Below are 19,924 nucleotides of genomic sequence, written 5' to 3'. Positions count from 1 at the left end.
GATGTCTCCAATTAGCGGAAACGTTTCAGTAAGATAGCCCGGCAAGCATCTGCACATCTCCCGCGGGAGGTGGACTATATGTATAGAGTGAATTTTTCTCACCCGCCTGAAGGAACGTTTTTATGACCTGGTCCAAACCTGCTTACACCGACCTGCGTATCGGCTTTGAAGTCACCATGTACTTCGCCAGCCGTTGATTCTGCCTTTGGGTAGAACCTGCAGTGCAACGCCTCGGTCCGTCCGGGGCGTTTTTATTTTTAGTGTTGAAGTGATGGAGCAGCCATGTTTGTCCAGATTCTAGGTTCCGCCGCCGGCGGTGGTTTTCCGCAGTGGAACTGCAACTGTGTGAACTGCGCAGGTTTTCGCGACGGCAGCCTGCGGGCCGAGGCACGGACCCAGTCGTCTATCGCGATTTCCGATGACGGGGTGAACTGGGTGCTGTGCAACGCCTCGCCGGACATCCGCGCGCAGCTCCAGAACTTCGCCCCAATGCAACCGGGCCGCGCCCTGCGTGACACCGGCATCAGCGCGATCATCCTGATGGACAGCCAGATCGACCACACCACCGGCTTGCTGAGCCTGCGCGAAGGTTGCCCCCATCAGGTCTGGTGCACCGACATGGTTCATGAAGACCTGAGCACCGGTTTCCCGCTGTTCACCATGCTCACCCACTGGAACGGCGGGTTGAACTGGAACCGCATCGAACTCGACCAGAGCTTCAGCGTCCCGGCCTGCCCGAACCTGCGCTTTACCCCATTGCCACTGCGTAGCGCCGCACCACCCTACTCGCCACACCGCTTCGACCCACACCCGGGCGACAACATCGGGTTGATCGTCGAAGACCTGCAAACGGGCGGCAAGTTGTTCTACGCGCCGGGGTTGGGCAAGGTCGATGCGCCGCTACTGGAGATCATGGCGGGCAGCGATTGCCTGCTGGTGGACGGCACGCTGTGGAATGACGATGAAATGCAGCGCCGTGGCGTCGGCACCCGCACCGGTCGGGAGATGGGCCATCTGGCACAGAACGGCCCCGGCGGCATGCTCGAAGTGCTGGAACAACTGCCCAGGCAACGCAAAGTGCTTATCCACATCAACAACACCAATCCGATCCTCGATGAGGACTCGGCCGAACGTGCCGAGTTGGTTCGGCGCAACGTTGAAGTGGCTTACGACGGCATGAGTATTTTGCTGTAGCAGATGCCCTCATCGCGAGCAAGCTCGCGATGAGGCCAGAGCAAACACCCCAGAATCCACCGGTTATTCCCCGGAGAACCGACATGACTGACACACCACTGTCCCCCGCCGAGTTCGAACAGGCTCTTCGGGCCAAGGGCGCCTACTACCACATCTACCACCCGTATCACGTGGCGATGTACGAAGGCCGGGCGACCCGCGAGCAGATCCAGGGCTGGGTCGCTAACCGCTTCTACTATCAGGTGAACATCCCGCTCAAGGACGCCGCGATTCTGGCCAACTGCCCGGATCGGGAAGTGCGCCGCGAGTGGATTCAGCGCCTGCTTGACCACGACGGTGCACCCGGTGAAGACGGCGGTATCGAAGCCTGGTTGCGCCTCGGCCAAGCTGTCGGCCTGGACCCGGATCAACTGCGTTCCCAGGAACTGGTGCTGCCCGGCGTGCGCTTCGCCGTGGACGCCTACGTCAACTTCGCCCGTCGGGCCAGTTGGCAGGAAGCCGCCAGCAGCTCGCTGACCGAACTGTTCGCCCCGCAAATCCACCAGTCGCGCCTCGACAGCTGGCCGCAGCACTACCAGTGGATCGATCCGGCCGGTTACGAGTATTTCCGCACCCGGCTGGGCCAGGCGCGGCGCGATGTCGAGCACGGTCTGGCGATCACCTTGCAGCACTACACCACGTATGAAGGCCAGCAGCGCATGCTGGAAATTCTCCAGTTCAAACTGGACATCCTTTGGAGCATGCTCGATGCCATGAGCATGGCCTATGAACTGAACCGCCCGCCTTATCACAGCGTGACCGAGCAACGGGTCTGGCATAAAGGGATCGCCTTATGAGTTTCGACCGCAGCAAGACCCCGAGCTGGCGTCCCGGCTACCGCTTTCAATACGAACCAGCGCAAAAAGGCCATGTGCTGCTGTACCCGGAAGGCATGATCAAACTCAACGAAAGCGCCGCGCTGATTGGTGGCCTGATCGACGGCGAGCGTGACGTCGCGGCGATCATTACCGAACTGGACGCGAAGTTTCCCGGCGTGCCCGAGCTCGGTGACGACATCGAGCAATTCATGGAGGTCGCCCGTGCTCAGCACTGGATCGAACTCGGCTGATTCAATGGTTATGCCGCCCAAACCCGAGATCGGCCTGCCGCTGTGGCTGCTCGCCGAGCTGACCTACCGCTGCCCGCTGCAATGCCCTTACTGCTCAAACCCGCTGGACTTCGCCGAACAAGGCAAAGAGCTCAGCACCGAGCAGTGGCTCAAGGTGTTTCGCGAGGCACGGGAGATGGGCGCGGCGCAGCTGGGCTTCTCCGGCGGCGAGCCGCTGGTGCGCCAGGATCTCGCAGAGCTGATCGCCGAGGCGCGCAAATTGGGCTTCTACACCAACCTGATCACCTCGGGCATTGGCCTCACCGAGCAGAAAATCAGCGACTTCAAGAAAGCCGGACTCGATCACATCCAGATCAGCTTCCAGGCCAGCGATGAACAGGTGAATAACCTGCTGGCCGGTTCGAAAAAAGCCTTCGCCCAGAAGCTGGAGATGGCCCGCGCGGTGAAAGCCCACGGCTACCCGATGGTGCTGAACTTCGTCACCCATCGGCACAACATCGACAAGATCGACCGCATCATCGAGCTGTGCATCGCCCTGGAAGCCGACTTCGTCGAACTCGCCACCTGCCAGTTCTACGGCTGGGCCCAGCTCAACCGCGTCGGCCTGCTGCCGACGAAGGAACAACTGGTGCGCGCCGAGCGCATCACCAACGAATACCGCGCCAGGCTCGAAGCCGAAGGGCATCCGTGCAAGCTGATCTTCGTCACCCCGGACTACTACGAAGAACGCCCCAAAGCCTGCATGAATGGCTGGGGCAGCATCTTCCTGACCGTGACCCCGGACGGCACCGCCCTGCCGTGCCATGGTGCACGACAGCTGCCGGTGCAATTTCCGAACGTGCGTGATCACAGCATGCAGCACATCTGGTACGACTCGTTCGGCTTCAACCGCTTTCGCGGTTACGACTGGATGCCCGAGCCGTGCCGCTCCTGCGACGAGAAAGAAAAGGACTTCGGCGGCTGCCGTTGCCAGGCGTTCATGCTCACCGGTGACGCGAGCAACGCCGACCCGGTGTGCAGCAAGTCGGAACATCACGGCGTGATTCTCAAGGCCCGCGAAGAAGCCGAGCACGCCACCCAAACCATCGAACAGTTGGCCTTTCGCAATGAACGAAACTCACGCCTCATCGTTAAAAGCTGAGCCCTTGAGCGCCCTCAAGGCCGTAGCGGCCGGCGTCGATTTCGCTGACTTGCGCGTCGGCGCTCATGGCTTGTTCTGGAATGAATACCGCCCCGAAGATGCCGCCTGCCGAATCTGGCACTGGCGCGACAACACCGCCCATTGCCTGACTCCGCCGGGGTTCAGTGCGCGCAGTCGGGTCTATGAATATGGTGGCGGGGCGTTTTGCTTGAGCGATGACGGCGTGGTCTTCGTCAACGAGGCGGATCAGCAGCTGTATCGGCAATCGTTGGCAGGCGAAATGCCTCAGGCGCTGACCTCGGGTGAATGCCGTTACGGCGATCTGCAATTTGCCGATGGACAGGTTCTCGCCGTCGAAGAACAAGGCAATCAGCATCGTCTGGTTGCCATTGATCTGGCAGACGGTAAACGTCACCTGTTGGTTGAAGGCGCGGACTTTTACTCGGCGCCGACCTTGAGTCCAGAGGGAGGGCGGTTAGCCTGGATCGAATGGAGCCGGCCGCACCAACCCTGGACCGCGACACGTTTGATGGTCGCCAAGCGCGACGCCAGTGGCAGTTTCGGCCAGCCGCGTTGTTTGGCCGGGGACACCTCTGAAGAATCCTTGCAACAACCCCGCTTCGATGCAGTCGGTCGCCTGTATTGCCTGACCGATCGTGCCGGTTTCTGGCAGCCATGGGGCGAAACCGAATCAGGCTTGCAGCCATTACCCAGCAGCGATGCCGATCATGCGCCGGCGCCGTGGCAGCTGGGTGGTTGCACCTGGTTGCCGCTTGGCGAAAAGCGTTATTGGGCGAGTTGGACCGTGGATGGCTTTGGCCGCCTCGGCTTGTGCTCTGACGATTCCATTCAGGATTTCACCGGCGACTACAGTCGCTTCCGCAATCTGGCGCTGGATCAGCAATTTGTTTACTGCATCGCGGCTTCGCCGGTCAGCCCTTCTGCGGTGATTGCCATCGACCGCAACAGCCATCAAGTCCGGGTGTTGGCTGGCGGGGCTGCGCTATTGCCCGCCGAACAGATCAGCCAGCCGCAAACACTGCGTTACCCAAGCGGTGCCGGCGAGGCCCATGGTTTCTTTTATCCGGCCATGACCGATGCCGCCAAACCACCGTTGCTGGTGTTCATTCATGGCGGGCCAACGTCGGCGTGTTATCCGATGCTTGATCCGCGTATCCAGTACTGGGCACAACGGGGCTTCGCGGTCGCCGACCTCAACTATCGCGGCAGCAGCGGTTACGGTCGAGCCTATCGGCAGGCGCTGTACCTGAGCTGGGGCGAAGTGGATGTCGAAGACGCCTGCGCCGTGGTCGCCTACCTCACCGGGCAAGGTTTGATCGACGGCGATCACGCGTTCATTCGCGGCGGCAGTGCCGGCGGTTACACCACACTCTGTGCGCTGGCATTTCGGGACGTCTTCAGCGCGGGCGCCAGTTTGTACGGCGTCAGCGACCCGGCTGCTCTGGGCCGCTCCACTCACAAATTCGAAGGTGATTACCTGGATTGGCTGATCGGCGATCCGCAGCAGGATGCCGAGCGCTACGCTGCCCGCACGCCGTTGCTGCACGCGAGCGAAATCCGCGTGCCGGTGATCTTTTTTCAGGGCGAACTCGACGCCGTGGTGGTGCCGCAACAGACTCGCGACATGCTCAAGGCTCTGCAAGACAACGGCATTCCTGCCCAGGCCCATTACTATCCGGATGAACGCCACGGCTTTCGCAAGGCCAACAATCAGGCCCATGCACTGGAGCAGGAGTGGTTGTTTTATCGTGGGGTGATGGGTCAGAAGAACCCGTGAGACAAAAAAACGCCCCATGCCAAAAGGATCAGGCATGGGGCGACGCGTTATACCGCAAGACGGTTAGGGCATTAGAAAACTGGCGATCTATTCAGACCGCGATGCCTTTGCGGCATTGGAGTTGGGCCGTGCGCACCCGGGAGAAAGTTCGGGCCAGGCGCAGGAGCATTTCGTCGATATTGGCCTTACTGACTGTCAGCGCCGGCGTGAACCGTAGGCAATCGGGTTTCGGAGCGCTCAACAGCAAACCTTCGTACAGCGCCGCCTTCACTACTGCGTCAGCCGAATCGTCACTCAGGGTCAGACCCCAGAGCAGCCCCTGGCCACGCAGTTCACCGTGTCCGTAACGGTTGGCCAATCGGCTCAAGCCTTCACGCAGGTGTTGAGCGCTTTCGCGAACGTGCTCAAGGAAGCCGTGATCCAGCACGCGATCGAGGACCGCCAGCCCCGCCGAGGCCATCAACGCGTTGCCATGATGGGTGCCATCCAGCTCGCCCGATTCAAAGCAGCAGGCTTTGCCGCGAGCCAGTAACGCCGCCACTGGAACCCCGCCACCCAGACCTTTGCCCAGCACAACAATGTCGGCCCACACACCGTAAACCTGTTCGGCGAGCAAACTGCCGCAACGGCCCATCCCGGTTTGCACTTCATCGAGAATCAGCAGAATCCCTAACTCACGGCACAGGCGTTCGACACCTTTGAGGTAATGCTCGGTCGCCGGAACGACGCCGGCGGAACTCTGGATAGGTTCGAGCATGATGGCGACAGTCTGCGCATCCACTGCCGCATGCAACGCCGGTAAATCATTGAACGGAACGTGGCTGAAACCCGGAAGCTGCGGCTCAAAGCGATTGTTCTGACAGTCCGATGCGGACATTGCCGCAAAACCGTGGCCATGGCAGCTACCACTGGCGGTGATGATTCGCGAAGCGCCACCGCGATGCAGTTGCCCCCATTTACGCGCCAGTTTGATCGCCGCTTCGCAGGCTTCACTGCCACTGTTGAGCAAATAAGCCTGATCGCTGCCGGTACTGACGCACAGCCGCTCGGCCAGGTTGAGCTGGCCACGGTTAAGCAATGCCGAACCTGGATTGATCAGCGTTTGCGCCTGAGCGGCGATGGCGTTGACCAGCACTGACGGGCTGTGACCGAGACTGTTGGCTGCGCCGCCCTGGGTAAAATCCATATACGCGCGATCGTCACTGTCCCACAGCCAGGAACCCTGACCTCGAACGAAAATTTGCTGGGGTCGCTTGACGCTCGGCATCAGGCACTCGCTGGAAAGGTTGTCGTGCCTTGAAGGCGGAACATGCTCCGCTGCCAGATCATCCAGGCTCGGCTGATGGCGACGCAGGTTGAACAGGTTCATGCGCGCAGTCCCTCAAGCGGCAAGCCCAGCAGACGTGACGACCAATCCTCGACGCGCCCGGTACGCATGCGCTTGATTGCGATATCGCGCCAGCGCGAGGACAGTGCAGGGCAGTCGACGAGTTTTTTCAAACCGGCATGCTCAAGTGGTTCACGATAAAAACAGCGCAAGGCCCAGGCCACGGTCAGGCCGGGGTAGCTGCGCTGGATCAACTCGAACGGCTGGTCGGCACTGACAAAACCGGGTTTGAGAACGCGATAGAACCAGCCGCAGCGTCCCGTGTCCTGGGCCAGTTGCGGCAAGACCGCCAAGCCCCAGCGATGGCTCAACCGATAACACGGCGAGCGCGGTTGACTGACCTGCAACAACGCACCGCCCCAGCGAAACATATCGCCGAGGCACACCTGCTCTTCGGTCAGGCCGCGGGTTGAAAGGTTTTCACCGAAGGCCGGCGCGCTCCATTCGATCTGTGGATAACGTTCGCGCCAGTAGGCGTAGTGCTCGGCCGGATAGTGATGCAGGGCGCGTTCGGGGCCGGTATGAAAACGCGGATCGCCGTGCTCATCGCTGCCCAGGCCTTGCGGCCATAACCAGAGTCGATTGGCAATCCGCTGTTTGTCGGTATCGCTGATCAAACCCTGTCCGAGGTTTTTTGCCTTGCCTATGTAAACACCATCAACGTAAACGGTATTCATCGCGCTTTCTGGCCCTGTAAGCCTTGTGAATGCGGTTAGACTAGGCTTCTGTCAGGCACTGAGCCATTTCGATTTTCCAGCTTTTTCGATAAGAATTACTTATGGATTTTAAGCAACTGCGTTATTTCGTCGCGGTGTATGAAGAAGGCCATGTCGGGCGTGCCGCCGAACGCCTGTCGATCTCCCAGCCGGCGCTGTCGCAACAGATCCGCCAACTGGAACAAAACCTCGATGTGAGTCTGTTCGAACGCAGCAGCAAGCGTCTGCTGCCCACTCTCGCCGCTCACACTTTGTACAACCACGCCCTGCCCTTGCTCGACGGTATGCAGCGGGCGCGCGAGGCCTTGGGCAACTTCAAGGGCCAGGCGCTGCGTACCTTGGCTATCGGTGTGCTGCAGACTGTTCACACCAGCCTGGTGCCGAAAATGCTGGAACGTGTGCGCACCGCGCAACCACATCTGGTGGTACAGATCTACGAACTCACGGGTCTGGAAATCGAACGTCGATTGCTCAATGGCTCACTCGACATCGGTATCAGCTATCTGCCGCCGCGCCAGCCCGGACTGCATGGTGTTCTGCTGTATGAAGATGAACTGACCCTGGTCATCCCGGCCGACCATCCGCTGCGTGAATTCAAGAAAGTCTCCATGAGTCAGGCAGCGGAGTTGCCGATGCTGCTACTCGGGGAAGAGTTTCAGCTCCGGCAGATCTGGCAGGGACAACTGGCCAATCTCGGACGCCGCCCGCAAGTGCAGGCGGAACTGAACAACATGGCGGGGATCCTCGACAGTTTGCCTCACACCAGACTGGCCACTGTCCTACCCGGCCGCTCGCAGCAGGAACACGGGAACAAGGCACTTTTGTGGAAGCCCTTGAGTGAGCCGCGGGTCCCCCTGAAAGTAGGATTGGTCTGTCGCGATGTGCAGCGTCAGCAAGCAACACTGGAGTTGCTGCACAACCTGCTGGAAGACGTGATGAATGGCCCGGACAGGCGTATGACGAGCCCGACGGTACTGGATGTACAGGGCTGAACGGCAAAAACATAAATCGCAGGCAAAAGAAAACCCCGCCGAAGCGGGGCTTTGCAGACTGTTTCCCTGACATCCATTTCACTCCGCCATCCTGGCAGAATCCTACGTGTCCGTGTTGTTGCTTTGCGCTTCCTGCGCGACGTCCATGTGAAGTAGATTAGCTCTGGATCCAATCCTGGAACAGGGGAAAACAGCAGCACGTCACGTAAGCAAATGCTTACATGAGGTTACATTCCTCAGAACTGCGCCGCATCCAGCAGGAACAACGACTCACTACCGGCCTTGACCGAAGCGCTGAGCGAATGAATCCGCGGCAGCAGGCGAGCGAAGTAGAAACGTGCAGTGCCCAGTTTGCTGGCGTAGAAGTCGTCCTGCGCCTCTTTACCGAGAGCCGCCTTGGCCATTAGTGCCCACATGTAGGCGTAGGACACATAGCCGAACACTTGCAGATACTCGACCGAGGCCGCACCGATTTCGTTCGGGTTATTTTTCACACGGTCCAGCACCCAGGCGGTCAGTTCGTCCAGCGTGTCGACAGCGTCGTTCAACGGTTTGGTGAACTCGGCCAGATCAGCACTGGCGGTTGCGGTGAAATGACGGATCTCGTCAGCGAACAACGTGTAGTACGCCCCGCCGCTACCGACGATCTTGCGCCCGACCAGGTCCAGCGCCTGAATGCCGTTGGTGCCTTCGTAGATCTGGGTAATCCGCACGTCACGAACCAGTTGCTCCTGGCCCCACTCGCGGATGTAGCCATGACCGCCGAATACCTGCTGACCGTGAATAGTGGTTTCCAGACCCAGATCGGTGAGGAACGCTTTGGCGACCGGTGTCAGCAAGGCCACCAGGTCTTCAGCGCGTTTGCGCGTGGTCGCGTCCTCGCTGAACTTGGCGGTGTCCAGTTGCATGGCCACGTAGGTTGAGAATGCACGACCGCCTTCGTTCGAGGCTTTCATGGTCAGCAGCATGCGCCGCACGTCCGGGTGAACGATGATCGGGTCGGCGACCTTGTCTTTGTTCTGCGCTCCCGTCGGCGAACGGCTTTGCAGGCGATCACGGGCGTATTCAACCGCGTTCTGGTAAGAGCGCTCGCCAGTGGCCAGGCCCTGGATACCGACGCCCAGACGCTCGTAGTTCATCATGGTGAACATCGCCGCCAGGCCTTTGTTCGGCTCACCAACGAGGTAACCCACGGCTTCGTCGAAGTTCATCACGCAGGTAGCGGATGCCTGAATGCCCATTTTGTGTTCGATCGAACCACAGTTTGCCGGGTTACGCGCGCCGAGGCTGCCGTCGGCGTTGACCATGAACTTCGGCACCAGGAACAGCGAAATACCTTTCGGGCCCGCCGGTGCGTCCGGCAGTTTGGCCAGTACCAGGTGAATGATGTTTTCGGTCAGGTCGTGTTCACCGCCGGTGATGAAGATCTTGGTACCGCTGACCTTGTAGGAACCGTCTGCTTGCGGTTCGGCCTTGGTGCGGATGATCCCCAAGTCAGTACCCGCGTGCGGCTCGGTCAGACACATGGAGCCTGCCCAGACACCGGCGTACATGTTGGGCAGGTAAGCGGCTTTCAGTTCTTCGCTGGCGTGAGCGTTGATTGACAGGCAAGCCCCGGCAGTCAGCATCGGGTACAGACCGAACGACAGGCTGGCGGAGTTGACCATTTCTTCGACCTGAGCCGAAACCGCTTTCGGCATGCCCATGCCGCCGTAGGCCGGATCACCACCGACGCCAACCCAACCGCCTTCAGCATAAGTCTGATAAGCCTGTGGGAAACCTGCTGGCGTGGTGACGGCGCTGTCGCTCCAGTGGCAGCCTTCTTCATCGGCGGCACGGCTCAGTGGCGCGATGCTTTTGCTGGTGACTTTGCCGGCTTCCTCAAGGATTGCCTCGACGGTCTCGGCATCGACGGTGTCGGCCAGGGCGGGCAGTTCAGCCCACAGTTTGGCAACCTCGAAAACTTCATTGAGGACGAAGCGCATATCGCGCAGGGGCGCTTTGTAGTCAGCCATGGCAAACCTCGTGAGAACTTGAAAAGTGATTCGTAGGATCGGGTTTCAGCAAGGTCTTGAGTGTACCCGAACAACTTTTACGACACATAGGGTCGACTCGTGACTTGTTTGTAATTTTTAGTCACCAACAAAAAGATCGCAACCTGCGACAGTTCCTACAGGTTCACCTGAATTGTAGGAGCTTGCGCAGGCTGCGATCTTTCAGAGGCAGCGCTTATGTCAGAGCGCAAACAACTCCGCAGGTAGCTTCATCAGACAATCACTGCCCGCCTCCACCGCCGCCTGATGCGTAGTCGTACGCGGTAACAAGCGCTTGAAGTAGAACTCGCAGGTGGCCAGTTTGCCCCGGCAGTAGTCGGCATCGCCACTGCCCGCCGCAAGCTTTGCCTGAGCCACCAGCGCCATGCGCAGCCACAGGTAAGCCAAAATGATGTAGCCGCTGTACATCAAGTAATCCAGCGCGGCCGCGCCGACCTCGTCGGGATTTTTCATGGCGGCCATGCCGACCTTGGTGGTCAGTTCGCCCCACTGTTGGTTCAACCCGTTGAGCTGCGCCACATACGCCTTGAGCTGCGGGTGTTCGGCATTGACTTCGCAAAACGTGTGAACAATTTTGGTGAACCCGCGCAGCAGTTTGCCTTGGCTACCAAGCACCTTGCGCCCTAGCAGGTCCAGCGCCTGAATGCCGTTGGTGCCTTCATAGATGGGCGCAATACGGCAGTCACGTACCAATTGCTCCATGCCCCATTCGCGGATGAACCCGTGACCGCCGAACACCTGCATGCCATGGTTGGTCACTTCCAGACCGGTTTCGGTCATGAAGGCTTTGCAGATCGGCGTCAGGAACGCCAGCAGGTTCTCGGCATCCTGGCGCTGGGTTTCATCCGCCGAAAGGTGCGCGACATCCAGCAATTGCGCGGTGAAATAAGTCAACGCGCGATTGCCTTCGTTGAAGGCTTTCATGGTCAGCAGCATGCGCCGTACGTCGGGGTGAACGATGATCGGGTCGGCGACCTTTTCCGGCGCTTTGGGGCCGGTCAGCGAACGCATTTGCAGACGATCGTTAGCGTATTTGATCGCGCCCTGGAAGCTTGCTTCGCCCAGACACAAACCCTGCATCCCGGTGCCGAGCCGGGCGTGGTTCATCATAGTGAACATGCAATTCAGGCCCTTGTTCGCCTCGCCAATCAGGAAGCCCTTGGCACCATCGAAGTTCAGCACACAAGTGGCCGATGCCTTGATGCCCATCTTGTGCTCGATCGAACCGCAGGAAACCCCATTGCGCTCACCGGCTTCGCCCTGGGCATCAGGCAGGAACTTGGGCACGATGAACAGCGAGATGCCTTTGGTCCCGGCCGGCGCATCCGGCAGTTTGGCCAGTACCAGGTGAATGATGTTGTCACTCATGTCGTGCTCGCCGGCAGAGATGAAAATCTTGCTGCCAGTGACCGCATAACTGCCGTCTGCCTGCGGCACCGCGCGGGTCTTGATGATCCCCAGGTCCGTGCCGCAATGCGCTTCGGTCAGGCACATGGTCCCGGTCCACTGCCCGGCCGTGAGTTTGCGCAGGTAAGTCTGCTTTTGCGCCTCGGTACCATGGGCATGGATCGCCGACATCGCGCCGTGGGTCAAGCCTGGGTACATGCCCCAGGAAGTGTTGCTGGAGCCGACCATCTCGCTGATGACCAGACCCAGAGAGCTCGGCAAACCTTGGCCACCGTAGGCAGGATCGGCCGCAAGACCATGCCAGCCGCCCTCGACGTACTGCGCAAATGCCTGCTTGAAACCTTTGGGTGTAGTGACCACGCCATTGTCAAAATGGCAGCCTTCTTCATCACCCGAACGGTTCAGCGGTGCCAGTACGTTCTCACAGAATTTCGCCCCCTCTTCAAGAATCGCATTGACCATATCCGGGCTGGCGTCGGTGGCACCGAGAGCCGCGTAATTGGCGTGAAAGTCGAAGACGTGGTCAATCAGAAAGCGCATGTCGCGCAGGGGAGCTTTGTACTCGGGCATGGTCGGTTCTCCGTCAGCAGATCATCCAAACCTACTGCCGCGAATCGCCCCGAACAATCACAGTCCAGACGCTGAATGCGCCATCATCACTCAACCCGTAGCGCCGTCCATGCGCAACGCACCGCGGCGGTTTTGACCGAATGCCATCACGCAGTTTCGTCCCGCGCCCTTGGCACTGTAGAGCGCCTGGTCTGCGGATTTCAGGACTTCTTCCGGGGTTCGCTGTTCCAGTCGCTCGGCGACGCCAATGCTCACCGTGACCGAAACGCTTGAGGCGCCAGAACCTGCACGGCGTTGCCGACCTTGCTGATCGTCTTGCGGGCGGTTGTCCTGGTTGCGCAACTGAATGTTGTACGTGGCAATCGACTCGCGGATGACTTCCAGGTGTGGCATGCACTCTTCGAGGGTTTTCGCGGCGAACACCAACGCGAACTCCTCGCCCCCGTAACGATACGCCCGGCCACCGCCGCCGATCTTCGACAATTTGCTGGCCACCAGCCGCAACACCTGGTCGCCGACATCGTGACCGTGGGTGTCGTTGAATTTCTTGAAGTGGTCTACGTCGCTCATGGCCAACACATAGTTGCGGCCCAGACGCTGCATGCGCTCGTTCAAGGCGCGACGCCCCGGCAGACCGGTCAGCTCATCACGAAAAGCCATTTGATAGGCTTCGTGAGCGACCGCTGCGGCAATCATCAACATCACCTGACTGCACATGATGTTCAGGGTGAACGGCAGAATGAAGGTCTTGGGCAACATCCAGAACAACCCGAGCAAGCCCACCAGTTGCGCCGCATGTAGCGGCCGTGGGTTGCGCCAGTATTGAAACGCCAACAACAGAAAGGACGCGCAGAACACCGGGTAAGACAACTGGATCAAACTCATCCAGGCCCCATGCAACGCCGGCCAGCGTATTTCCGACAGCCACATCAACAACGCCTGTGGGTAACTTTGCTCAAGCCCCAGTGCAACACTGCCGAATGCCAGCAGCACGGCAAAGCGCGCGACCATGTCCTGAAACAGATGGGTACGTTCCTGCCAAGCGGCAAACAACCCGTACAGCAAGGGCAGCAGCAAACAACAAAGATGGAACACCACCGCCGCGTCGTCACGCACCTTGCCGTAATCACGGTAGTAGTCGGTTTGAGTGTCGAGCAGGAAGTAGGCGATGTACACCGTGACCATCAGAAACAGTTCACGTTGACGTCGGTAAACCGCGCAGTACGAACCGCCGAGCAACAACACCAGAGTCGGCAGCACGTTGAACAAAGAGGTGAAGAAGACGCTGAGGTCCTTGACGTAGGCAGCCGCAAGCCCCGCAAGCAACAACAGTAATGAGGGCAAAAAGTGACTGAGACGTACAGCGGAAGAACGCGGCAAGGGTAAAGCTCCAGCCCGGCAGATCAATTGATGGCATTGTGCCTGCATTTCTGGCAGTTAAGCACATGCAATGTGACGCGCATCACACTGCACACTCTTTAACGGCAGCAAAAGCGTTCTACTTAGCGTTTTAGTCGGGAATATTTGCAGCCCTTTGTGCTGGGCGCAAAAAAGCCGCTGCTCCCGAAGGAACAGCGGCTTTTTGAAGAGCTGCGAGGGACTTAGTAACCCAGTGCGAAGTCTTCTTCTTTCATGTCCATCAGGTTGTTAGCGCCCGACAGCATGGTTACAACGTGAGTACGGGTACGCGGCAGGATGCGCTGGAAGTAGAAGCGCGCAGTCTGCAGCTTGGCGGTGTAGAACGCCTCTTCGGTGGTGCCGGCAGCCAGTTTCTCGGCAGCCAGGCGCGCCATGTCAGCCCAGAAGTAGGCAAGGCAGGCGTAACCGGAGTACATCAGGTAGTCCACCGACGCAGCGCCGACTTCTTCGCGATCTTTCATCGCGGCCATACCGACCTTCATGGTCAGCTCGCCCCATTCCTTGTTCAGTGCAGCCAACGGCTCGACGAACTCTTTGACCGCTTCGTTGCCTTCGTTGGTCTGGCAGAACTTGTGGACGATCTTGGTGAAGCCTTTCAGAGCCTCGCCTTGAGTCATCAGCACTTTACGGCCCAGCAAGTCGAGAGCCTGGATACCGGTGGTGCCTTCGTACAGCATGGAAATGCGGCTGTCGCGAACGTTCTGCTCCATGCCCCACTCGGCGATGAAGCCGTGGCCACCGTAGATCTGCACGCCGTGGTTAGCGGATTCGAAGCCGACTTCAGTCATGAAGGCTTTGGCAATCGGAGTCATGAAGGCCAGCAGTGCGTCGGCTTTCTTTTTCTCTTCTTCATCCACACCGTACTTGACGATGTCGACCTGCTTGGCAGTGAAGTAAACCATCGCACGGTTGCCTTCGGCGAATGCCTTCATGGTCAACAGCATACGACGTACGTCAGGGTGAACGATGATCGGGTCAGCGGCTTTGTCCGGCGCTTTCGGACCCGTCAGGGAACGCATTTGCAGACGATCGCGAGCGTATTTCAGACCGCCCTGGAAGCCGATCTCGGCGTGAGCCAGACCTTGCAGAGCAGTCCCCAGACGCGCGGTGTTCATAAAGGTGAACATGCAGTTCAGGCCTTTGTTCGCCGGGCCGATCAGGAAACCGGTGGCCGCGTCGAAGTTCATCACGCAGGTGGCGTTACCGTGGATGCCCATTTTGTGTTCCAGGGAACCACAGGTCACAGCGTTGCGTGCACCGATGCTGCCGTCAGCGTTCGGCAGGAACTTTGGAACGATGAACAGCGAAATGCCTTTGGTGCCAGCAGGCGCATCCGGCAGGCGAGCCAGAACGATGTGGACGATGTTGTCGGCCATGTCGTGTTCACCGGCCGAGATGAAGATCTTGGTGCCGGAAACTTTGTAGGAGCCATCAGCCTGAGGTTCGGCCTTGGTGCGCAGCATGCCCAGGTCGGTGCCGCAGTGCGGTTCGGTCAGGCACATGGTGCCGGTCCATTCGCCGGAAACCAGTTTGGTCAGGTAAGCCTCTTGCTGCTCAGGCGTACCGTGCTCGGAAATGGTGTTCATCGCGCCATGAGACAGACCTGGGTACATGCCCCACGACCAGTTGGCTTCGCCGACCATTTCGCTGACAGCCAGACCCAGAGACTCCGGCAGCCCTTGGCCACCGTGCTCTACGTCGTGGGCCAGGCTTGGCCAGCCGCCTTCGACGAATTGTTTGTAGGCTTCTTTGAAGCCAGTCGGAGTCTTAACGCCGGACTCGCTCCAGGTACAGCCTTCGGTGTCACCCACGCGGTTCAGCGGAGCCAGCACCTGCTCACAAAACTTGGCGCCTTCCTCGAGAATGGCGTCAACCATGTCCGGGGTAGCGTCCTGGCAAGCCGGAAGGCTCTGATAGTGCGCTTCGTAGCCGAGCAGTTCGTCACGAACGAAGCGAATATCACGCAAGGGGGCCTTGTAGTCAGGCATAGCGATAAACCTCTGCTGATGTAACCGGGAATGAACGACCGCAATGATTTGTTGTGACGGTCAAACAGTTGTTTGAAACATACGTTTACGCCGAAATCTTGTCAAGCGTCGATCCTTTTCCGTTCGTCATCACCCACATAAATAGCGCGCACGCAATGGCCCGCAGCTGGTGCGCAAGGCAACAAACCGTGTAGGAAAGATTAGTTGAACGAGAAGGACATGCCCGACAGAACCCCGCGCCCAGGGCGGCGTTCTGGCAAAAGGCTCAGCGAGGGATCAAGCGAAAGTATCGATCAACGTACCGAGCATTTCGTCAGAAGCCTTGGCGACTTTGGCACCCAGTTCTGCCTGGATCTTGCCTTGGGACATATCGACCATATTACTGGCCAGGTCTGATTGCTGGCTGCGATCGACCGAGCGCAGTCGGTCGACTTGAGCTTCGGAAGACTGGCTGGTGGCGGAGCGTTCGACAGTAGTGTTGGCGATCTGGCTGGCGGCCTGATCGACACGGTTCTGCCCAGACTGAAGGGTGCTCAGACCGGCATAAAAAGCGCTGCTTCCCGAGATTTCCATGGGACAACTCCACCCTGCAAAGGATAAACAGCGCTCATTGAACCAGAGACACCGACAAAAGGCCCGACAAAAACACTAATGGCACAATGCCTTGTCATAGGCAAAATCTAGTCGAGCAAATCCAGTTGAAGATGCTCTGCCACCGCTTCTGCCGTGACCAGTTTGAGTTTCGGCACGCGCCCCAGACACGGCGCTGGCAGGCGCTCGGCCAACGTGGCCAGGTTCTCTTCCAGCCGCGACGTCCTGGGCTCAATGATGTTGGCCACCCAACCGGCCAGTTGCAAACCATCCCGGGCAATCGCCTCGGCCGTCAGCAACGCGTGATTGATGCAACCCAGACGCACACCCACCACCAGAATCACCGGCAGACCCAGCGCCATCGCCAGGTCCGAAAGATTGTCCTGATCGGCCAGCGGCACCCGCCAGCCACCCGCACCTTCGATCAAGGTGAAATCGGCCTGCTTGTCCACTATATGCCGCATCGGCGCCAGCAACGACTGGACCGTCAGCGCGATACCCGCCTCACGCGCGGCCAGATGCGGTGCGATGGCCGGTTCGAAGGCTACTGGATTGACCTCGGCATAGGTCAGCGGCAACGAACATTGAGCCAACAGCGCCAGCGCGTCGACATTGCGCAAACCGTTGGGCGTCACCTCGCAGCCAGATGCCACTGGTTTCCCGGCCGCCGTGCTCAACCCCGCCGACCGCGCGGCGTGCAACAGGCCAGCGGCGATGGTGGTCTTGCCGACGTCGGTATCGGTGCCGGTGATGAAATAGGCTGCGCTCATTGTGGCTTCTCCAACACGGCATAGACCACCTGATAAGTCGCGGGCAGCCCTTGCACCTGACGAAACGGCTCATAGGCGTCGATCAAACCCATGATCCGCGCCCGACCTGTCAGCCCGCCCGGCCGACCAGGATTGAGATTATGCGCGCCCAAGGCCTTGAGTTCGTGAGTCAGACTACGCACATCCGGGTAATGCAGCACGTGCGAAATATTTTGCAGACTGATCACCTTCAAACCACTGTCCGCACACAGCTGTTGATACGTGCTGAACTCGCGGAAGCGGTTGACGTGCACCAGGCCATCAACCTGACGCCAACTGTCGCGCAATTCATGCAGCGTACCCACGCAGAGACTGGCAAACGCTAACACACCGCCAGGTTTCAGAACCCGATAAGCCTCGCTCAGCACCGCCCGGAAATCGGCGCACCACTGCACCGCCAGGCTGGAAAACACCAGATCGCAACTTGCATCCTGCAACGGCAAGCGCTCGGCATCGCCGGCAATGAAATGTGTCGCGCCGCCCAAGGGCCGTGCGTGATTGAGCATGCCTTGTGCGATATCCAGCGCCAGCCCTTCGCTGGCGCTGAATCGCTCACCCAGCGCACGGCTGAAATACCCCGTGCCACAGCCCAGATCCAGCCAGCGAGCAGGTGATCGATCCGCCGGCAAACGCCCCAGCAATTCACTGCCAACAGCCCGCTGCAATTCGGCAACGCTGTCATAGCTGGCCGCTGCGCGGGAAAAGGATGCCGCGACCTGACGCTTGTCGGGCAAACCGCCGGGCAGGTTGGGAAGGGACAAATCAGTCATCACCGGACTCATGCAAAAAGGCCTGGATGGCCCCCGCCACACCGTGGGGGTCTTCCAGAAGAAACGCGTGACTGGCCTGTTCAATCAGACCAATTTCGACATCAGGGAGTAACGCCAGCAACTCACTGGCGGCTTCGGCCGGAACCAGCCCGTCGAGCCCGCCGAACACATGCAACTGCGGCCCCCGAAAGGCTTGCAAGGCTTGCCGGTTGTCCAGTTGCGCGAGCAGTTCCAGCCCGCTCATCAACACGGTTGGCGGAGTATTCGGCGCACCCGCGAGCAACAGACGCGACAACCCGCGCGGGTCTTCGGCACCTTGGGCGCAAAGCAGGCTAAAGCGCTTGAGCGTCATGCGCGGGTCAGCGCGGCACCCGGCCAGAAACGCATCGAAGGTCTCGCCCGACATGGCGCTCGACCACTCGGCGTGAGCCACAAAAGAAGGGTTACTCGCCAGTGTCAGCAAACCGCAGCAGCGCTCGCCACGCCGAGCCGCCAGCTCTGAGGCGAGCATCCCGCCGAGCGACCAGCCGCCGAGCCAGGCATCTTTTGGCAAGGTTGAGTCCAGCTCGTCGAGCCATTCATCGAGGTCGCTTGACTCCAGTTCCGGCAGCGGTTCGATTTCAACGCGCAGGTGTTCGTCCAGCCCTTGCAAAGCCGCCGCCAGTGGCTCCAGCGGCGAAATGCCGAGCCCCCAACCGGGCAACAAAATCAGACGATCACGCATGGTTCGGCTCCGCTCCCAACTGCTGAAAACAATCGGCCAGACCGTCTAACAATAGCTGCACCTGCGCCTCGCTGTGCGCCGCCGTCAGGGTCACGCGCAAACGTGCGCTGCCGGCCGGCACGGTCGGTGGGCGGATGGCGGTCACCATCAGTCCGCGCTCACGCAGCATCTGCGAAAAGCGCACTGCGCGTCCGGCGTCGCCAATCATGATTGGCTGGATCGGCGTAGCGCTGTCCATCAACTCGAGACCAATCTGCTCGGCGCCTTTTCGGAATTGGCGGATCAGCACCTTCAAATGCTCGCGGCGCCAATGTTCGCTGCGCAGCAACTCAAGACTTTTCAGGGTCGCGCAGGCCAGGGCCGGTGGCTGGCTGGTGGTGTAGATGTATGGCCGGGCGAACTGGATCAGGCTTTCGATCAGGTCATCACTGCCCGCGACAAACGCTCCTGCGGTGCCGAACGCTTTACCCAGGGTGCCGACCAATACCGGCACATCTTCCAGACTCAAACCGAAGTGCTCGACGATCCCGCCGCCATTGGCGCCCAAGGGACCAAAGCCGTGGGCGTCATCGACCATCAGCCACGCGCCTTTGGCCTTGGCCTCCCGAGCCAGTGCTGGCAGATCGGCGATGTCGCCGTCCATACTGAACACCCCGTCGGTCACCACCAGCGTATTGCCGGTGGCCTTTTCCAGACGTTTGGCCAAGCTCACCGCGTCGTTGTGCAAATAGCGGTTGAAGCGCGCCCCCGACAACAGCCCCGCATCGAGCAATGACGCATGGTTGAGTCGGTCTTCGAGCACCGTGTCACCCTGCCCCACCAGCGCAGTGACGGCGCCCAAATTGGCCATATAACCGGTGGTAAACAGCAGCGCACGCGGGCGCCCCGTCAGATCGGCCAAGGCTTCTTCGAGCGCGTGATGCGGGCTGCTATGACCAATCACCAGGTGCGAAGCACCGCCACCGACACCCCAGCGGGCGGCGCCGGCACGCCAGGCTTCGATCACTTGCGGATGATTGGCCAGACCCAGGTAATCGTTGTTACAGAATGCCAGCAATGGCTGGCCGTCGACCACCACCTGCGGACCTTGCGGGGTCTCAAGCAATGGACGCTGGCGATAGAGGTTTTCGGCACGACGAGCAGCAAGGCGTGCGGCGAGATCGAAAGACATGCAGGCCTCACGGGTCAGAATTCAGAAGCGATGTCGCATTACCTTGTGGGAGCGAGCCTGCTCGCGATGAGGTCATAACATTCAA

Annotated in this window: 18 protein-coding genes; 7 read left to right on the top strand and 11 right to left on the bottom strand. The window is 59.7% G+C overall.

The annotated features are described in order from the left end of the window. Positions 1-122 precede the first annotated feature (122 nt). The 6 genes from pqqA to AC1RPZ_RS18585 all read left to right on the top strand — a co-directional run bounded on the left by pqqA (position 123) and on the right by AC1RPZ_RS18585 (position 5,241). Complete coding sequence (gene pqqA / locus AC1RPZ_RS18610; RefSeq protein WP_003194766.1) at positions 123-197, top strand: pyrroloquinoline quinone precursor peptide PqqA; 75 nt, start codon at positions 123-125, stop codon at positions 195-197. Between the two features lie 85 nt (positions 198-282). Further along, complete coding sequence (pqqB, locus tag AC1RPZ_RS18605; protein ID WP_493138416.1) at positions 283-1,194, top strand: pyrroloquinoline quinone biosynthesis protein PqqB; 912 nt, start codon at positions 283-285, stop codon at positions 1,192-1,194. Positions 1,195-1,277: 83 nt separating this feature from the next. After that, on the top strand, positions 1,278-2,030 hold the full coding sequence (pqqC, locus tag AC1RPZ_RS18600; protein WP_493138415.1) for a pyrroloquinoline-quinone synthase PqqC: 753 nt from the start codon (positions 1,278-1,280) through the stop codon (positions 2,028-2,030). After that, positions 2,027-2,302, top strand: a complete 276-nt coding sequence (pqqD, locus tag AC1RPZ_RS18595) for a pyrroloquinoline quinone biosynthesis peptide chaperone PqqD (protein WP_493138414.1) — start codon at positions 2,027-2,029, stop codon at positions 2,300-2,302. Before pqqC ends, pqqD begins: the two co-directional genes overlap by 4 nt. Positions 2,303-2,306: 4 nt before the next feature. Next, positions 2,307-3,443, top strand: coding sequence for a pyrroloquinoline quinone biosynthesis protein PqqE (pqqE, locus tag AC1RPZ_RS18590; RefSeq protein ID WP_493138464.1), 1,137 nt, complete (start codon positions 2,307-2,309; stop codon positions 3,441-3,443). Then, complete coding sequence (locus AC1RPZ_RS18585; RefSeq protein WP_493138413.1) at positions 3,409-5,241, top strand: S9 family peptidase; 1,833 nt, start codon at positions 3,409-3,411, stop codon at positions 5,239-5,241. Before pqqE ends, AC1RPZ_RS18585 begins: the two co-directional genes overlap by 35 nt. Before the next feature lie 91 nt (positions 5,242-5,332). Here AC1RPZ_RS18585 and AC1RPZ_RS18580 read toward each other — a convergent pair whose 3' ends face one another. After that, a complete protein-coding gene (locus AC1RPZ_RS18580) occupies positions 5,333-6,610 on the bottom strand; it encodes an aspartate aminotransferase family protein (RefSeq protein ID WP_493138412.1) in 1,278 nt (425 codons plus the stop codon). Further along, positions 6,607-7,305 carry an MOSC domain-containing protein gene (locus tag AC1RPZ_RS18575; RefSeq protein ID WP_493138411.1) on the bottom strand — a complete coding sequence of 233 codons (699 nt, stop codon included), beginning with the start codon at positions 7,303-7,305 and terminating at the stop codon, positions 6,607-6,609. Before AC1RPZ_RS18575 ends, AC1RPZ_RS18580 begins: the two co-directional genes overlap by 4 nt. Before the next feature lie 101 nt (positions 7,306-7,406). Here AC1RPZ_RS18575 and AC1RPZ_RS18570 point away from each other — a divergent pair, with 101 nt between their 5' ends. Beyond that, positions 7,407-8,336 carry a LysR family transcriptional regulator gene (locus AC1RPZ_RS18570; RefSeq protein WP_493138410.1) on the top strand — a complete coding sequence of 310 codons (930 nt, stop codon included), beginning with the start codon at positions 7,407-7,409 and terminating at the stop codon, positions 8,334-8,336. 236 nt (positions 8,337-8,572) lie between these two features. On the opposite strand, the gene AC1RPZ_RS18565 is transcribed toward AC1RPZ_RS18570, so the two are convergent. The 9 genes from AC1RPZ_RS18565 to bioF all read right to left on the bottom strand — a co-directional run bounded on the left by AC1RPZ_RS18565 (position 8,573) and on the right by bioF (position 19,839). Then, the gene (locus AC1RPZ_RS18565) at positions 8,573-10,351 is read right to left on the bottom strand and encodes an acyl-CoA dehydrogenase C-terminal domain-containing protein (RefSeq protein WP_493138409.1); all 1,779 of its coding nucleotides are present in this window, start codon (positions 10,349-10,351) and stop codon (positions 8,573-8,575) included. Positions 10,352-10,570: 219 nt separating this feature from the next. Then, the gene (locus tag AC1RPZ_RS18560; RefSeq protein WP_493138408.1) at positions 10,571-12,367 is read right to left on the bottom strand and encodes an acyl-CoA dehydrogenase C-terminal domain-containing protein; all 1,797 of its coding nucleotides are present in this window, start codon (positions 12,365-12,367) and stop codon (positions 10,571-10,573) included. A gap of 90 nt (positions 12,368-12,457) precedes the next feature. Then, the gene (locus AC1RPZ_RS18555) at positions 12,458-13,747 is read right to left on the bottom strand and encodes a GGDEF domain-containing protein (protein WP_493138407.1); all 1,290 of its coding nucleotides are present in this window, start codon (positions 13,745-13,747) and stop codon (positions 12,458-12,460) included. A gap of 221 nt (positions 13,748-13,968) precedes the next feature. Then, positions 13,969-15,774 carry a phenylacyl-CoA dehydrogenase gene (locus AC1RPZ_RS18550; protein WP_493138406.1) on the bottom strand — a complete coding sequence of 602 codons (1,806 nt, stop codon included), beginning with the start codon at positions 15,772-15,774 and terminating at the stop codon, positions 13,969-13,971. A 276-nt stretch (positions 15,775-16,050) separates the two neighbouring features. Then, positions 16,051-16,347, bottom strand: coding sequence for a pyrroloquinoline quinone biosynthesis protein PqqE (locus tag AC1RPZ_RS18545; protein WP_493138405.1), 297 nt, complete (start codon positions 16,345-16,347; stop codon positions 16,051-16,053). Between the two features lie 107 nt (positions 16,348-16,454). Further along, the gene (bioD, locus tag AC1RPZ_RS18540; RefSeq protein WP_493138404.1) at positions 16,455-17,135 is read right to left on the bottom strand and encodes a dethiobiotin synthase; all 681 of its coding nucleotides are present in this window, start codon (positions 17,133-17,135) and stop codon (positions 16,455-16,457) included. Then, a complete protein-coding gene (gene bioC, locus AC1RPZ_RS18535; RefSeq protein ID WP_493138403.1) occupies positions 17,132-17,944 on the bottom strand; it encodes a malonyl-ACP O-methyltransferase BioC in 813 nt (270 codons plus the stop codon). Before bioC ends, bioD begins: the two co-directional genes overlap by 4 nt. Then, positions 17,937-18,668, bottom strand: a complete 732-nt coding sequence (locus tag AC1RPZ_RS18530; RefSeq protein ID WP_493138402.1) for an alpha/beta fold hydrolase — start codon at positions 18,666-18,668, stop codon at positions 17,937-17,939. Before AC1RPZ_RS18530 ends, bioC begins: the two co-directional genes overlap by 8 nt. Then, positions 18,661-19,839, bottom strand: a complete 1,179-nt coding sequence (gene bioF / locus AC1RPZ_RS18525) for an 8-amino-7-oxononanoate synthase (RefSeq protein WP_493138401.1) — start codon at positions 19,837-19,839, stop codon at positions 18,661-18,663. Before bioF ends, AC1RPZ_RS18530 begins: the two co-directional genes overlap by 8 nt. Between the last annotated feature and the right edge of the window lie 85 nt (positions 19,840-19,924).

The organism is Pseudomonas sp. GW822-FHT02D10 (genome assembly GCF_058802345.1).
The sequence above is the reverse complement of the archived record's forward strand: the minus strand, read 5'-3'. Positions and strand labels throughout refer to the sequence as shown.

Coding starts and splice junctions, on each gene's coding strand:
- AC1RPZ_RS18550 (WP_493138406.1), bottom strand. CDS start 15,774: ATGCCTGACTACAAGGCCCCCTTGCGTGATATTCGCTTCGTTCGTGAC.
- AC1RPZ_RS18580 (WP_493138412.1), bottom strand. CDS start 6,610: ATGAACCTGTTCAACCTGCGTCGCCATCAGCCGAGCCTGGATGATCTG.
- AC1RPZ_RS18570 (WP_493138410.1), top strand. CDS start 7,407: ATGGATTTTAAGCAACTGCGTTATTTCGTCGCGGTGTATGAAGAAGGC.
- bioC (WP_493138403.1), bottom strand. CDS start 17,944: ATGACTGATTTGTCCCTTCCCAACCTGCCCGGCGGTTTGCCCGACAAG.
- AC1RPZ_RS18545 (WP_493138405.1), bottom strand. CDS start 16,347: ATGGAAATCTCGGGAAGCAGCGCTTTTTATGCCGGTCTGAGCACCCTT.
- pqqB (WP_493138416.1), top strand. CDS start 283: ATGTTTGTCCAGATTCTAGGTTCCGCCGCCGGCGGTGGTTTTCCGCAG.
- pqqE (WP_493138464.1), top strand. CDS start 2,307: ATGGTTATGCCGCCCAAACCCGAGATCGGCCTGCCGCTGTGGCTGCTC.
- AC1RPZ_RS18585 (WP_493138413.1), top strand. CDS start 3,409: ATGAACGAAACTCACGCCTCATCGTTAAAAGCTGAGCCCTTGAGCGCC.
- pqqC (WP_493138415.1), top strand. CDS start 1,278: ATGACTGACACACCACTGTCCCCCGCCGAGTTCGAACAGGCTCTTCGG.
- bioF (WP_493138401.1), bottom strand. CDS start 19,839: ATGTCTTTCGATCTCGCCGCACGCCTTGCTGCTCGTCGTGCCGAAAAC.
- AC1RPZ_RS18575 (WP_493138411.1), bottom strand. CDS start 7,305: ATGAATACCGTTTACGTTGATGGTGTTTACATAGGCAAGGCAAAAAAC.
- AC1RPZ_RS18530 (WP_493138402.1), bottom strand. CDS start 18,668: ATGCGTGATCGTCTGATTTTGTTGCCCGGTTGGGGGCTCGGCATTTCG.
- AC1RPZ_RS18565 (WP_493138409.1), bottom strand. CDS start 10,351: ATGGCTGACTACAAAGCGCCCCTGCGCGATATGCGCTTCGTCCTCAAT.
- AC1RPZ_RS18560 (WP_493138408.1), bottom strand. CDS start 12,367: ATGCCCGAGTACAAAGCTCCCCTGCGCGACATGCGCTTTCTGATTGAC.
- bioD (WP_493138404.1), bottom strand. CDS start 17,135: ATGAGCGCAGCCTATTTCATCACCGGCACCGATACCGACGTCGGCAAG.
- pqqD (WP_493138414.1), top strand. CDS start 2,027: ATGAGTTTCGACCGCAGCAAGACCCCGAGCTGGCGTCCCGGCTACCGC.